This window comes from Cupriavidus sp. 05L411, assembly GCF_056398045.1.
Window position 1 is genome coordinate 54713 of record NZ_JBFTOQ010000006.1, and the last position, 13457, is coordinate 68169.

At 61.1% G+C, this 13457-nt stretch carries 15 protein-coding genes and 1 tRNA gene; 9 read left to right on the forward strand and 7 right to left on the reverse strand.

The features are described from left to right. The first annotated feature begins 592 nt into the window (after positions 1-592). Positions 593-1549, forward strand: a complete 957-nt coding sequence (locus tag AC1DQR_RS08715) for a hypothetical protein (protein ID WP_416048932.1) — start codon at positions 593-595, stop codon at positions 1547-1549. 52 nt (positions 1550-1601) lie between these two features. Here the strand turns inward: AC1DQR_RS08715 and AC1DQR_RS08720 are convergent, their stop codons facing one another. Next, positions 1602-3554, reverse strand: a complete 1953-nt coding sequence (locus AC1DQR_RS08720) for an acyltransferase family protein (RefSeq protein ID WP_441630038.1) — start codon at positions 3552-3554, stop codon at positions 1602-1604. A 427-nt stretch (positions 3555-3981) separates the two neighbouring features. On the opposite strand from AC1DQR_RS08720, the gene AC1DQR_RS08725 reads away from it, so the two are divergent. From AC1DQR_RS08725 to AC1DQR_RS08760, 8 genes are all read left to right on the forward strand, one after another. Continuing rightward, positions 3982-4392 carry a hypothetical protein gene (locus tag AC1DQR_RS08725; RefSeq protein ID WP_416048930.1) on the forward strand — a complete coding sequence of 137 codons (411 nt, stop codon included), beginning with the start codon at positions 3982-3984 and terminating at the stop codon, positions 4390-4392. Between the two features lie 33 nt (positions 4393-4425). Beyond that, positions 4426-4680 carry a hypothetical protein gene (locus tag AC1DQR_RS08730; protein WP_441630040.1) on the forward strand — a complete coding sequence of 85 codons (255 nt, stop codon included), beginning with the start codon at positions 4426-4428 and terminating at the stop codon, positions 4678-4680. Between the two features lie 451 nt (positions 4681-5131). Then, positions 5132-5716 (forward strand): glycoside hydrolase family 19 protein, encoded by a 585-nt coding sequence (locus AC1DQR_RS08735; RefSeq protein ID WP_441630042.1) that lies wholly within the window; start codon positions 5132-5134, stop codon positions 5714-5716. Further along, entirely contained in the window at positions 5713-6099 is a 387-nt protein-coding gene (locus tag AC1DQR_RS08740; protein WP_441630044.1) for a ubiquitination-like system serine protease family protein, read from the forward strand. The genes AC1DQR_RS08735 and AC1DQR_RS08740 overlap by 4 nt, the downstream gene beginning before the upstream one ends. 83 nt (positions 6100-6182) lie before the next feature. Next, positions 6183-6674 (forward strand): hypothetical protein, encoded by a 492-nt coding sequence (locus AC1DQR_RS08745; protein ID WP_441630046.1) that lies wholly within the window; start codon positions 6183-6185, stop codon positions 6672-6674. Further along, positions 6661-7086: a hypothetical protein gene (locus AC1DQR_RS08750; RefSeq protein WP_441630047.1), complete on the forward strand. Its 426-nt coding sequence runs from the start codon at positions 6661-6663 to the stop codon at positions 7084-7086. Before AC1DQR_RS08745 ends, AC1DQR_RS08750 begins: the two co-directional genes overlap by 14 nt. Continuing rightward, positions 7083-7400, forward strand: a complete 318-nt coding sequence (locus AC1DQR_RS08755; protein ID WP_441630049.1) for a hypothetical protein — start codon at positions 7083-7085, stop codon at positions 7398-7400. The genes AC1DQR_RS08750 and AC1DQR_RS08755 overlap by 4 nt, the downstream gene beginning before the upstream one ends. A 1349-nt stretch (positions 7401-8749) precedes the next feature. Continuing rightward, positions 8750-8944: a hypothetical protein gene (locus AC1DQR_RS08760; RefSeq protein ID WP_441630051.1), complete on the forward strand. Its 195-nt coding sequence runs from the start codon at positions 8750-8752 to the stop codon at positions 8942-8944. 1093 nt (positions 8945-10037) lie between these two features. Here the strand turns inward: AC1DQR_RS08760 and AC1DQR_RS08765 are convergent. The 6 genes from AC1DQR_RS08765 to AC1DQR_RS08790 form a co-directional block, all read right to left on the reverse strand. Further along, the gene (locus AC1DQR_RS08765; protein ID WP_441630053.1) at positions 10038-10679 is read right to left on the reverse strand and encodes an SOS response-associated peptidase; all 642 of its coding nucleotides are present in this window, start codon (positions 10677-10679) and stop codon (positions 10038-10040) included. After that, entirely contained in the window at positions 10669-11091 is a 423-nt protein-coding gene (locus tag AC1DQR_RS08770) for a hypothetical protein (RefSeq protein ID WP_441630055.1), read from the reverse strand. Before AC1DQR_RS08770 ends, AC1DQR_RS08765 begins: the two co-directional genes overlap by 11 nt. Positions 11092-11111: 20 nt before the next feature. Then, on the reverse strand, positions 11112-11378 hold the full coding sequence (locus AC1DQR_RS08775) for a hypothetical protein (RefSeq protein ID WP_441630057.1): 267 nt from the start codon (positions 11376-11378) through the stop codon (positions 11112-11114). Then, positions 11366-11728: a hypothetical protein gene (locus tag AC1DQR_RS08780; RefSeq protein WP_441630059.1), complete on the reverse strand. Its 363-nt coding sequence runs from the start codon at positions 11726-11728 to the stop codon at positions 11366-11368. Before AC1DQR_RS08780 ends, AC1DQR_RS08775 begins: the two co-directional genes overlap by 13 nt. A 560-nt stretch (positions 11729-12288) precedes the next feature. Beyond that, entirely contained in the window at positions 12289-12834 is a 546-nt protein-coding gene (locus tag AC1DQR_RS08785) for a hypothetical protein (RefSeq protein WP_477132880.1), read from the reverse strand. 197 nt (positions 12835-13031) lie between these two features. Continuing rightward, positions 13032-13107, reverse strand: a tRNA-His gene (locus AC1DQR_RS08790). Positions 13108-13457 lie beyond the last annotated feature (350 nt).

The following is a 13457-nucleotide window of genomic DNA, read 5'->3' on the forward strand; positions in this document are numbered from 1 at the left end:
TGCCGGTGGTTCTCTACGGCACCAAGCCGAGCGGCGCCGTTAGCGTGAGGGTTTAGAATGCGAAGGGATAAAGATCCAAGCAATTCGGGGAAGGAAATTGGACAAAAGCAGAAGACGGCTCATAGCCAGCATCTGGGGTGCTAGCTTGCTAGTCGGCGGCGTTGGCATTCGGTCGCTAAGTGTCAATCGCTTGCATCGAGTGCGCCCGGTCGGATTTGAGTACGTGCCGGGAAGCATTCTCGGATGCGCTGGGCCTGGCCGCGCTCGGCATGACATCGATCTGCAGGCGCTCTTCGACCAGCGGTTCAGGTCCGAACAGGGGGCGACGGAGGTATGGGTGGACCCCGTCAACGGCTCTGACTCCAACAAGGGCGGCCAGAGCCACCCCTACCGGTCAGTCGGCGCGGCTATGACAAACACTCCGTCGCTAGGCTGTATTTGGCTCAAGCCAGGCACGTATACGGATCGACTTGATCTTCGCGCTTCGCAAAACATGATAGGCAATGGGTCGATTGCGCGTGCGGTGCACATCAAGGCTTGGGGCGGTCCTGGCTCAGTGACGTGGCGCGCGCCAGGCGCCCAGCCGGGTCAGATGGAGTGGCACAGCGGCTACCCTACATCGACGCTCTTTGATGCGGTGCCGCCGGGTGGCGAATTCGTGTCGCACATCGTTTTCCACGAGCAGGACCGCGAAGTACAACTGCAGTGGTACGCGACGGCGGCCGAAGTCAACGCCGTTGGATCAGGCTGGAGCCAGAACCCCAGCACCAAACGAATCTACCTGCGGCACGAGAACCGGGATTTCACCAAGACGGCTGAGCTCGGCCGGGTCGAGATCATGTATGAGCGCCCGGCTGACCATCTGATCTACGGCGCCAAGCTCTACTTGGAGGGCATTGCGATACGGGGCGACAATCAGCTCTCCGTAATCCCCCAGAATGGCATCCGCCCCATCGTGTACGCAAAGGACTGCCGCCTTCAGTATCTGGGGTACCACAACCTACAGGTGAAAGGTGGCGAGATCTACCTGCAGAACTGCCTCACCGAACGCAGTCTCAACGGGGATGGGCTCAACTACAACGATGATGATGCCGGGCGATCATCAGAAGTTGTCGAGATCGATTGCATTGGCCGGCTGAACGGCGTCATCCAGTATCGCAAGTTCACTGGCGTACGGAACTGTCAGGGTAGTAGCGGCCACGGCAGCACCAGGGTGTGCAGGATCAACGGGGTCTATGAGGGGAACTACGGGCAGAACATCGCTGACACTGGCCACGGCAGTAAGACGTGGATGGTTGGCTCCAAGCTAGGAAATGCATCCAGCGTTCTTTCGCCTCAGCCCACACCCGCGCGCTTTTACGCCAATCTATGGACTGAGGGCGATGCGTGGCTAGACCACGTACAGGCGGTTGGCGCAATGTCCCCATACGGGCTCTGGATCGAGAATGGGTCTGCTCGCTTGTACCGATGCCCACTCTCGGGGACTGCGGCCGCCATTGGCGGCCGTGTCAAGCCGACGGAGTACAACCCGGCCGTGCCCATGCAATAGCGAGCGCCGACCTGACAGCGCCAGTTGCGCGGTTCCGGCCGTTGGGGCTCGCCTATGGCAAAGCCCCCTGGTCGGCCAGGTGTTGGGCTACGAAGGTTGCCCCCTCTGTGGTCAGGTGCCCGTAGTCCCAGCTCAGCAGCGCATCGGGTTCATTCGGGACATGCGTCAGGCAGCCACCTGTTGTGCAGAGGTACTGCACGATGGAGACGAACCGGACGCCCTCCGAACCCATCGCCTTCTTCATTTGAGCGTCGACGGTGAAGGAGGTCGGGTCCAGATTGGTCGCGAGCCGCTCTGGAATCCTGCGCGCGGGATAGCTTTGCTTCCAGTCCTGGTAGACCAGCTTGGGCAGCATATCCTTCCAGCGCGGCGCTGGCCCAAGGACGACTATCTGTTTGATGCCGGCGCTCTTGAGCGCTGTGATTGCCGCGTGTAGACCTTGCCGCGCGGGCGAATCGACGTCCCAGTTGTCCTGGTAGTGGTTCCACACGGCAAAGAGAATCACCATCTGTGGCTGTGTGCGCCGGATTGTCGCGAGCGCGTATTCGTTGCTTCGGGCGCAGGATTCATACCTGAAGTTCAGGATTGGGGGGCACGAATCACGTGTGAATTGTGATATGGCGTAGTCATCGCCGAGAAGCTTGCGCAAGCCGGGATAGAGCCGCGCAGCGTGCGAGTCGCCCCAGACGAAAATCGAGCGGCCACCGGGCACCTGCGGTGCCTGTATGCATTCTTCGCTGAACCCATCGAATGCATTCTCGGCAGCCAGCCAGCACTTGGAAGTGCGCGCGTCGATCGCGTAGTTGTACTTGAAGTCCGCAATGTGCCTCACCTCTTCCGGGAACCGCGATGGGATACCGTCGTGGGCGAACGTGATGTAGCCCACGCAACCGGCCAGCGCCGCCGTTCCGCACAGTCCAGCCAGCTTTGCGCGACTGCGGCCGCCGAAACGGAGGGGGCTTTCCACCAGCCGATACGTCAGCCAAGCCAGCGCGACGCTGGCGAGTACCGCGGCGATGCGCATTGTGATGGGTGGCGTGCCGAGCTCAAGGATGCGTGCAAAAGACAGAAGGGGCCAGTGCCACAGGTAGAGCGGAAAGCTGATGGCGCCGAACCACAGCATCGGCTTGGCGGACAGGATCTTTCGGTTCAGCCATGCATTGGGCCCGGCGTCGATCAGCAGATACGTGCCAAGCGTGGGCAGCAACGCCCACCAGCCGGGGAACGCTACGTCTTGCTTCAGCAGCACAATTGTGAGGCCGACTAAGAGCGCGCCCAGGATTGACTTCGCGTTTCCGTGCCCAGGGAAGAATGAGCCCTTGTTGAGGTGCTGGTACGCCAGCAGCGTGCCAATCAGCAGTTCCCATATGCGGCTCAGCGGAGAGTAGAAGGCGGCCGTTGGGTCACTGTGAATCGTCAGTATGTTGAGTGCAAAAGACGCAGCGCAGACCACGGTGATCGGGATCAGCGCATTCACGCGGGCGCGCCAGCACAGCCAGAGAATCAAAGGCCAGAAGATGTAGAACTGTTCTTCGATGCCGAGGGACCAGAGGTGCAGAAGCGGCTTCACCTCGGCGGCCGGGTCGAAGTAGCCGGCTTCGCTCCATAGGGCGAAGTTAGACACGAATCCGGCACCCGATGCCAAATGCTTGCCAAGTTCTTTGAGCTCGGCGGGCATAAGGCTAGACCAGCCGAACGCGAAGCACGCTATCAGCACTAGCGTCAGCGCTGGGAAAATGCGGCGTATGCGCCTGGCATAGAAGTGCGAAAAACGGAACGTGCCGGTGGCAACGCCTTGCAGGATGATTTTCCCAATCAGGTAGCCGGAAATGACGAAGAAGATGTCAACCCCAACGAATCCCCCGCGAAGCGCTTGGGGGAAAGCGTGGAACAGCACGATAGAGCAAGCGGCGACGGCACGAAGCCCATCAATGTCTGCGCGGTAATCCTTATGGCTCTGTGGGGTGCTGAGTACGGGGCCCGGCGTACTGGCTTCGATGCGCATTTTTCTGGCAGTGGTTTCTAGTTTTGAGCCGAGATTCTACGGCAGAACCGGCCCGCCTCCGGCTACAAGTGCCTGCATGATCTATTGGGCACCACCGTCAATCCTTCGTTGTTTGAACTCACGGCCACCTTCGGGTGGCTTTTTTCATGCCCGCCGTGCGCGGGTTGAAAAGGCAAAAAAAAAACCGGATTGTGCGGGGTGCCCATTCCGGTTTCGCGCAGCGTGCGCATAAGTGGTGCAGCAACGCTGCGTGCTGCCAATTTAAACATATGAAGATCTGATATAGGAGTTGCCTAATTCTCTTGTTGTTGTCGGCCAACGCTTAGAAATATTCAGGGGCGGACCAAGTGCATGCCTCTTCATTCCACGTGCGGTCTTCCGCGCACAAAGCCACCTTCGGGTGGCTTCTTCATTTCCGGGGTCACAAATGTCCGAACCAATCAGCGGCGGTGCCGCAGCCGGCGCGGCGGGCGCCGCTGCTTTCAAAGCCTTCGGCGGCCCAGCGGCGGTCGCCGCTGGCGCATCCGGTCTTGCCGCTCTTGTAGTGATGATGATGATGACTCCACGAAGCCCAAGAGAGTGGGCGGTAGGGCTGATCTCTACCGTCGTTTCCAGCGTGGCCGGCGGCGCGGCCGTCGTGCAGAAGTTCGGGCTGCAGGCCTGGACGCACGACTACATCGGTCTGGTGGCGCTGTTCGGCGTCGTATTTGCCTGCGGCCTGCCAGGCTGGGCCATCGTGCGCTGGCTGTTCAACTTCATCGAGCGTCGGCGCGACAAGGACCTGGCCGAGGTGGCGGGGGAAGTGCGTGACGCGGTGACGGGGGGCAATCATGGTTGATGCTCTGGTCATCGCCGCGCGGCTGCGCCCCTGTTGATTGAGCGCAGCGATGAGCGTCGCGAGCTGCGGCGTGTGCTTGCCGCTGGCGTCAAACTACTGACTATAGGCACGATCTATGAGGGCGGCGAGTGGGATGCCGCTGGCAACGTGCTCACGCCGCCGGTGGCCGTGCCCGGCTGGCACGTGAACCTGCGGCTGGAGCGCCCGTTGACCGCCGGCGAGGCGGCGGCGCAGGGGAGCATTGTCGTCGCGCCTGAGCCGGGGTCGCCGTATCGGGTGTGGGCTTGATGCAGGCAGCGTGCCGGACGGTAGTTACCTACCGATCACCGATATGAATCAGCCACTCGTCGCCGAATGGGCCAGGGGCGTATAGCCAGGATCCACGCACAGATTAGCGGCCCTAGGGCGGGAAAGATTGCGAGAAAAGCGATCGACGTTGGCAGATGTGTCCGCGCAAAGATCCGGCGAAGAGGGAAGATCCAGAGCAACTGGAAAGCGAAGAGGCAGGCGAGTTGAGTCATATCGGCAACTGAGGCTATCGAATCTGGGGCCGTGGACGGCCCTGGGGCCACGCTACATCCCAAAGTGTCCGAGGTCGGCGGCTCGAATGATGCGCCGATTGCTCGGAAATCGCTCCCCTCCAACGGGGGATATTCTGAGCGTCCTAGCATCTCAAGATCAGAGGCACCAGATCATTCACAGCCCGCCGCGCGCGGGCTTTTTCTATTTCGGAGTCCGCATGGACCTACAAATCTTCCGGGCTGCCGCTGGCCTATCGCCGGCGCTCGCCGCGCGCTGGTGGCCACAGGTCGAACCCGCGCTGTTCGAGTTCGGGATCCTGTCGCCGGCTCGCGTGGCCGCGTGGATCGCGCAGACCGGCCACGAGTCGCTGGGCTTCTCGCTGACCCGTGAGCTGTGGGGGCCAACGCCGGTCCAGATGCGCTACGAGCGCGACCTGTCGGCGCCGTGGCCGCCGGCGAACAAGACTAGCCGCAATCAGAAGCCATTCGAGCTCGGCAACATCCAGCCCGGGGACGGCAAGCGCTTCATGGGCCGTGGCCTCATCCAGATCACGGGGCGCGCGAACTACCGGGCATGCGGCGCCGCCCTCGGTTTCGACCTGGAGGCCACGCCGGCCATGCTCGAGGGCGACGCGTTGGCCGCGCGCTCGGCATGCTGGTTCTGGGCCAGCCGCAACCTGAACCGCTTTGCCGATGCCGGTGACTTCGTGGGGCTGACGCGGGCCATCAACGGCGGGATCAACGGTATCGCCGAGAGGCGCGCCTTCTGGGCGAAGGCCAAAACAATACTGGGGGTCGCATGAGCGCGCTATCGAAGGTCTTGCAGGACTCGCCCGGCAATGGGCTCTCCTTCTGGTGCCCGGGCTGCGGCACTTCCCACACGATTCAGCATGGCGACGGGCCTGGCCCACGTTGGGGCTGGAACGGCGATGTCGAGCGCCCGACCTTCACGCCGTCTGTGCTGGTGCGAACTGGTCATCACGTCCAGGGCTACGACGGCGGCGGGTGCTGGTGCGACTTCAACGCCGAACTGAAGGCCAAGGGCGAGGAGCCGTGCGCCTTCAATTGCGAGGTGTGTCACAGCTTCGTGACCGACGGCCGCATCCAGTTCCTGGGCGACTGCACGCATGCGCTAGCCGGCCAGACGGTGCCACTGGCCGAATTCCCTGAGGGTTGGGGCTGCTGACTCCCAGCCAAGTTTTCTCTCAGTCTTCCAAGTTTTCTCTCATGCCAGCCGCCTTTGGGCGGTTTTTTGTTTTTGAGGCCCCTATGGCTGTCACCGATACCCACGAAGAGAAAGAGGCCCTGGCCGTCGACGTACTGCTGCCCGGGCACGAGGCGCGCACCACCACACCGCTCTTCCTGCATTCCAAGAAGGCGCTGATCGAGCGCGAGGGCGGGCGCTGCTTCATCTGCGGCGAGACGGCAGAAGAGAGCGGCCATCCGCTCGAGGCGCACCACCATCCCATCGAGCGCTCGCTGGCCAACATGATCGACTGGGCCAGCGTGGCCGAATTCGCGCGCGCCGGCGCGCTGGGCCCGCACGCCGCCGCGTTTGACTGGGACGCCTTCGACACGGCCGACCCGTACACCTTCGTGGACGACATGACGGTCAACGGCCTGCTGCTCTGCAAGGCCCACCACACCGGCAAGGACGAGGGCATCCACGACATGCCGTTCCCGCTCTGGATCGCCCAGAAGTACGCGCGGGAAGGGTACCAATTCACGCCCACGGAGGTGATTCACCATGCTGATTCTTGATTCTATCGGGGCGGCCGTCAAAGCCGTCTTCGCCACGCCCGAGCGAATCTTCTTTGCTGCGGTGCTGGTGGTGCTGGCGCTGGCGGGCGGCTCGGTCTGGGTCTATCGCGGTGAGCGGGATTCGGCGCGCGCGGAGCTCGTGCAGGCAAAGGCCGATCTGGGCAAGGCCACGGAAGCCAACAAGGCGCTGGCTGGCTCGGTGGCCACCCAGAACGCCGCGGTGGCAACGATCGAGGCGCAGGCCAAGATCCGCGCCTATGCCGCCGCGAAGGCCGATGCCGAAGCGCAGGCCGCCCAGTCCAAGTACACGCTGCTGGCCGGCAAGATCCAGGCTCAGGTGCCGGGCTCGGACCAGTGCGCATCGCTGCACGGGCTGCGGCAGACCTTCACGACCGAGCGGGGGAAGCTATGAAGTGGCAACTTGCGAAATTTCGGAATTTCGCGGCGTTGGCTGCACGCAGGAATATTTTGGGAATATTCTGCGCCGCGCTTTGTAGTCTCGCCGGCTGCGCCGCCGGGCCGCAGGTGATCGAGAAGCCGGTGGAGGTGAGGGTGCCGGTGGCCGTGCCGTGCAAGACCGCCGAGATCCCCGAGCCAGACTGGCCGCTGGCGAGGGTGCCAGAGACGGCCAGCGACTTTGAGTGGTACCGCGCCGCGCTCGCGGAGCTGCTGCTGCGCGGGGGGTATGAGGTCCGGTTGAAGGCAGCGGTGGCGGCCTGCCAATGAGTTCGCCGATGGTCTACGATCAAATTCCGATCACCACGTCGGAGACCATCATGAGGATGTCAAAGCATATTGCCTGCCGTGCCGGCCAGCCGGCGCCTGCAAATCCAAACTGGCCGAGCCGGACCGGCAGCCCATCTGGGGGCGGGCGAGGCAACAACCCGCCTAGCAAGGGGAAGTAGGTGGAGACAGGCGGGGGCAATTCGGCGGCTTCTGCCCGCGGCTCGCGCGGCGCCGCGGCAGCGTCCATCAATTCGGGCAGTTAGGGGTGCAGGATCGTGGGGCGCCGTGTTAGGTTCCGGACGCGCCGGCGGCGGCCGACTATGACGCGTGGCAGGAGTGGGTTATGGGGTCGGTGCTGGGCGCGCTGGGGAATTGCGCTGCGCGGCACCGAGCGACGGTGGAGGCGTGGCCGAAGTAGCCATATGTCGTCACGGTCAGAAGAAAGAAGGGTGTAGGCAGCATGGGCCTGTCGCCTACACCCCAATGAATAGCGACCGGGGTCAATTCAATCGCCGTACCGGAGTATGTCGTGTTGTAGTAGTTTCAGTAGCCCCGCTGATGGGGGGGCGCCTAAAAGGAAGGGAAATGCCTTGCCGAGCCCGATTGGGACGGCAAGGCGAAGGCACGCAACGGCCAGAGAGATCCCGCTCGCGCAGCACGAATCCTGTTTGAGATACGGCAAAGCAACAGTTTGGTAGCGCACACTTGGACGCTTTGTGCCGACGTCTGCATAAAGGGGGCGCTAGGCGCTGGTGGAGGTGCGGCAGCGCAGCGTATGAGGCTGGAGGCGGCTTGCCAACGATGGTAGCGGATGCTTCTGGGTAAGGCTCGGGCGATTCCAAATAAAAAAACCGCTGGCTAGAGCGGGCCGAAGTGACATTGAGCGGACGCTTAAACCGCTCAACCGAAATATCTCATAATTAAGTCAATTATGATGCCACCCGTGGTGGGGGCTTTAAGAGTTTGCGCGGCGCCGGCTTTTTACGCTCCTCCCTGTTTCGGAAAACTGAGAGGTGTGTTCAATTAGGATTATGCGACCTCGCGTGACCACGCCCGGTAGGAAACCTGCGCTGAACATACAGCAGACAATAGAGCAGCCGCCAGTCGTTTTCAAGGTATAGGAAGCGCCCGCTAGTTGGCAAACCGAGGGGTTTCCCTTGGTAAGCCGGAAAGACCTTGAATATCCGAAATGAAATGTATTGAATGCATTGGCCCGGCGCGAGTAGGTAGCACCTGGCGGTCAAGATCTCATAAGAGGTTGCAAGCTACGCCGCCGAGCGATAGCGGCCTTGATGCATCGGTTGCAATCTACGCTTCCCAGCTGCCGTTCAAAAATATAAGAGGCAAGAATGCTGAGCCCACATGAAGTAGCGACCCTCATGCTAGTCCAGGGCGCACCGGATCACACTGAACTCGATCGCGCGGATTTGGAAGCGCTCCGCGAGCACCAACTTGTCAACCTGGAAGAGATCGCTTTAGGGCGCCGACCCTGCATCACGCCCAAGGGCGGCGCTGTCCTCGAGGCCATCACTCGCATACGCTGACGGTCGAGACTGCAAAAGAGTCACTCTATCGGGCCGGCCGGGATGCTCATCCGCGCGACACTGGCTGCGATAGGGCAGTCCGACCCCCGCGCGCGGAGTTCATAAAAAAGCACCCGCGGCCGGGAAGGTGCGGGTGCAGAAGGGAAATGCAGGCCAAATCCGCGTGGCCAGACGGCATTCTAGTGAATTTATGTCCGAGATAACATAACTCTTCAGAGTGGTACTTTCCGAGTTTCCCGCGGGTATTCTCATAGCCAGGCTCTACCCCTCGACCTCCTAGGCATAGAGCAGGCCGTGCAGCGGATTGGCCCCAGAGGCGCGTGGTGATAGTGGCATACGCATTGCGTTGCAACGCATTGAACTCAGACCTATCCTGAAAAAAGAGGTCTTTGTGCTTCGCAACTGTACCGGAGGCCCCCTATGAAGCCCGTGATCCACCACTTCCATACCAACCCGCCTCATCACGGTGCGCGGTACTACTTGGCGATTGCAGTCTGGTTACTGATGCCGGCACTGGCTTACCTAGTGTGGGAGGCAATCTCTGCAGGCCACTGAGATGCGGGAGTGTTTCAAGTAGTAAGCCCTATATACGAAAAGATCCCTATTGGTCACACTTGGCGCTGGCGTGCAGTCCGAGTTTTAAGGGGAGTAGCCGCATCGCAGCGGAGCCACATCATGTTACGGGTATTGGTGCTGTTTCTAATTCTTCTGGTTTTCCGAGCGATTTGGTTGCATCGGCATGTCGCCACTATGCGGTTGGTTCGACGCGACTCGTCGGGCTGGTTGAGTTATGAGTTGCGTCGGCGTGTTCGATTGGCGGCAGTTCCTGCACATATCTCGGCCTATCCCGTTCCGAGAGAGGAGCGCGTCCGTGTCGTTCGGATGGCAGGGCTGGTTCTATGGCACAAGGAACTCAGCGTCGCGCTGCCGAACGAGGCAAGTTCGCATCTGGGCGATATTTCCCCGCAGGAATTCGATGCCCGCTTTCCCAGTTGGCTGCAATTGGGTCCTCCAGGGCACGGCGCTTAGTGCGTGCCTGCATCCGATGCGAGCGAAAAGGGCTCCACCGGTACCAGGCGCTTTTCGGAGAATGTCAGGCCTTCTCTTTGAGGGGCCGTGGCGCCGGTTCTGCATCCATTCGCTCTGCCGGGTAGGGCCGCATGAAGCTGCGTGCCCGCTCTGGATCCCGGCAGGTCAGCCAGTCATCCCATTCCGCCCGCGGCACGATGACGATCATCCGTTTTTCCTTGCCCGGTGCATGGAAGCGGTTCATCAGCGGGTGCTTGTCCGAGTTGATGGTCAGCATGGTGAACGAGAAGGCGCCATCCGGCCAATCCCGCCACAGGCCGGCGATGGCGAACTCCGGGTCGTCCTTCAGCCAGATCTTCCAGCGCACGGACTTGGGTCCGGCTTCGTAGTTCGGCTCGTAGAAGCCGGTCGCCGGCACCAGGCAGAGCTGCCCCTTCTTCCACGGCCCGGAGAACGACCGCTTCTCGCCGACCGTCTCCGATCGCGCGTTGGTGGTGTCGAACTTGGCCACGCCCGGCGGGATGCGGTTTTTGGGCACCATGCCGAACGTGCCCACCAGCGCCTGCCGCGCGCCGTCAGCTTCGGTCACTACGATCGGCGCCGCATAGTCCGGCCAGGTCTCGGGCGGATAGCCCAGGGGCGGCGGCTCGACGCCGAAGACGTCGCGCAGCAGCTGGCGCTGCACCGGGGCGTAATTAGTGCACATCCTCATCTCCTGGCAAGGGCGTGAGTGGCAACACCCGCCGCGCCTTCTCCGAGACGCGCCGGTGCTTGTCCTGCGCATCTTGCCACGTCGCCGAGGTGAATATCTTGTCGATGCCGCCGCCGGCCAGGTGGGTCAGGAAAACCGGTTTGTCGCTTATCTTGTCCGACCACGGGCAGAAGCATGTCCAGACACGGGCATCCTGCTCGGGAAGGTCCGTGCGCAGCACGAAGCGTTTGAACCAGCCCCTCAGAAATTCATGATGGGCGTTCCCGTCCAGCGTCTGGACCGGCTGGCCGTGAGGGTCCAGAAGGTACAGCTGCATTCTGAATGGATCGCCATAGGCATCCGGCGTGCCGCCGCGAACGGCATGGCGCAGCGCGCGTACCCAATTCTCTGGGGTGTCGGGGGGCATGGTGGGGCGGCTGCAGCTAGTCAGCGGCGCGGGAACCGTGCGCGTAGCGGCGTTTTCACCGCCGGCCGGGCCACCTTGATCCGGTGATGCTGGCCATCCTGCTCGAACGACAGGTAATCGGCCGTCCACACCATCTTCTCGATGTGGCGCGTCTCGATGCCATGCACGGTCACCGCGCTGGCCGTGACGGTGACGCCTTCGCAGTCGAGGCGCAGCTCGGCCGTGTCGCCGGGCAGGAACTGGGTTTCCAGGAAGATCGATGCCGCCTGGTAGGTCACAGGGAACATGCCGTCTCCTGCCGGGTAGCGTAGTGGCGCTCACCGCGGGTGCGCAGCCGGATGGTGTTCGGGCCGAGGATGTCGGCGCCATCGGCGAGGCAGAAGCTCAGGCGCGCACCGTCGTGTTCGAACGCCAAGCGGTCGATTGTCCACGGCAGCGCCTGGAGGGCCGCTGTATCGACACCCACCAGGTGCAGCGTGGCGCCGGCGGCCTGAGCGGCTGCCTCTACCTCCGGGTTCCATGTGTCGGCCGTGAGCAGCGGATCGTCGATCGTGAGGCTGGGGCAGCGGATGGCCAAACGCGCAGCCCCATGGGACTGGCTATATAGATAGACGGTATCGGGGGCGCAGGCGAACATGTCTCTCTCACTGGATACTGTATGGATATCCAGTATAAGAGTCGTCCTAGGCCGAACGAGGATAGTTGAGTCAACTGTATGGATATACAGCAATCTCTCTACCGCGCACTTATGACCCGAGGTTAAGTGCGCTCACATCAAGGGTCAGGCGATAGCGAACGGGGCACTCTGGATCAGGATCCTCTACGTTTTCCAAAACATAGGGGAAACCACCTAGCGGAAGCGTTTCGACGACGCACCCAACCAGCGTCACTTCCGCTAGCCCAGTCAAGAAAGGAACCAAATCCGCCATTTCTGCGCCGATCGATAAGGGTTCCTCGCCATCGAGATGCCATATTGGCTGTCTGACCTCATTGGAGGGCATTAGCTGAAAGTTGCTGACGGTCAGCTTTGGGCCCTTTGTAGTCGCACTGTGCTCCTGGCCATTCCTCAAATTGACCAGCCTTGAAACGCCTGGGCGATGCTGAGAAAGGCAGTTCAGAAGCTGACTCTCTGGGCTCAGTGCATTGATGAGTTCCTTGTCAAGCAGGTGATCGAGTGACGAATGCTGCCGGCCGAGCTTAAAAAAAATGCCCAGGTATCTGACAGATTTCTGTGACGGCGCGGCGTGCAGCAATAAGAAAGGCTGTGACCAAGCCGTCCAAATTATGGATGACGGGAAAATACGCGTGTGCCTGCGCCTGCGTCCCCTGAGGCAATCGCTTTGCCTGGAACTTTAACAACTCAGTCTGCTGCGCATCCTTGGCGTGGGCGCACTGCAGTAACGTTTCTTTGATTGCATACATCAGGGAAAGCACGTCGTCTCGAGCGCTTTTGTCCAACTGACCCGCCCGAGGAAGCATTTCGAAGGCCGTAATGAAAGTGCTTGCGACGATGGGTGACGCAGACCCGACATCGTGTGTCTTTGCGTTCACCCACATCGCATTCGGATTTGTGCGGTCTGGGTCAATCCCATCCGGGGTCTGCATGAGAAACGTTTCGTGCGGCGTGTATATCTCGAGATGGCGGCTAGGAACTTCGCAAATTAGCTTGATCGCGCCTTCCTTCGTGGAGGGAACCTGAAAGCTGCCAGCGTTGTCGCGGGGGAACATTGATTTGGTCGTCACACTTCGTCTCTCGCAAATGAACTGCGCTGTACCGCTTCTCGCCGGCCTGAGGGAGGGCGCGCGGAAGTGTTGTATTCAGAATGCAAAAAAGCCCACCGCGATGGGTGGGCTTCAATTCAAGTTCCAAATTTTGGAAGTTCTTATTCCAAAATTCTGATTAAGTTAGCAACTGCAAACCTCGCTAACCTTATAAATTCTGGGGTGGCTGATGGGACTCGAACCCACGACGACAGGAATCACAATCCTGGACTCTACCAACTGAGCTACAGCCACCGTCGATGTCGTTTTGCTTGGTGCCGAACGACGAAGAACAAGATCATACAATGCCGAGAGCCGGATGGCTAGTACTCCGCACAAATTTTTTTCAGTGCCACCTGCTTAACCAGCCAGCTTGGAGGATTCCTCCAACTCGAGCATTCGGCAGATAGCGGCCATGCTGCCAACCATGGTGCGTCGTTGTGCGCCCTGGTAGATGCGTACGCCTTTGGATTGGCGGAAGGGTACGGGCTTGACGGGGCGGCGGGCGGAGAGGCGGTTGGCTGGCAGCATGGCTACACCTGGTGACTTGCAACAACAGTTAGCGGTACCCGCTATGCGGGTGCGTTGGCACAATCGGGTGTCGG

Coding starts and splice junctions, on each gene's coding strand:
- AC1DQR_RS08715 (WP_416048932.1), top strand. CDS start 593: ATGGAGTGGCACAGCGGCTACCCTACATCGACGCTCTTTGATGCGGTG.
- AC1DQR_RS08720 (WP_441630038.1), bottom strand. CDS start 3,554: ATGCGCATCGAAGCCAGTACGCCGGGCCCCGTACTCAGCACCCCACAG.
- AC1DQR_RS08725 (WP_416048930.1), top strand. CDS start 3,982: ATGTCCGAACCAATCAGCGGCGGTGCCGCAGCCGGCGCGGCGGGCGCC.
- AC1DQR_RS08735 (WP_441630042.1), top strand. CDS start 5,132: ATGGACCTACAAATCTTCCGGGCTGCCGCTGGCCTATCGCCGGCGCTC.
- AC1DQR_RS08740 (WP_441630044.1), top strand. CDS start 5,713: ATGAGCGCGCTATCGAAGGTCTTGCAGGACTCGCCCGGCAATGGGCTC.
- AC1DQR_RS08745 (WP_441630046.1), top strand. CDS start 6,183: ATGGCTGTCACCGATACCCACGAAGAGAAAGAGGCCCTGGCCGTCGAC.
- AC1DQR_RS08750 (WP_441630047.1), top strand. CDS start 6,661: ATGCTGATTCTTGATTCTATCGGGGCGGCCGTCAAAGCCGTCTTCGCC.
- AC1DQR_RS08755 (WP_441630049.1), top strand. CDS start 7,083: ATGAAGTGGCAACTTGCGAAATTTCGGAATTTCGCGGCGTTGGCTGCA.
- AC1DQR_RS08760 (WP_441630051.1), top strand. CDS start 8,750: ATGCTGAGCCCACATGAAGTAGCGACCCTCATGCTAGTCCAGGGCGCA.
- AC1DQR_RS08765 (WP_441630053.1), bottom strand. CDS start 10,679: ATGTGCACTAATTACGCCCCGGTGCAGCGCCAGCTGCTGCGCGACGTC.
- AC1DQR_RS08770 (WP_441630055.1), bottom strand. CDS start 11,091: ATGCCCCCCGACACCCCAGAGAATTGGGTACGCGCGCTGCGCCATGCC.
- AC1DQR_RS08775 (WP_441630057.1), bottom strand. CDS start 11,378: ATGTTCCCTGTGACCTACCAGGCGGCATCGATCTTCCTGGAAACCCAG.
- AC1DQR_RS08780 (WP_441630059.1), bottom strand. CDS start 11,728: ATGTTCGCCTGCGCCCCCGATACCGTCTATCTATATAGCCAGTCCCAT.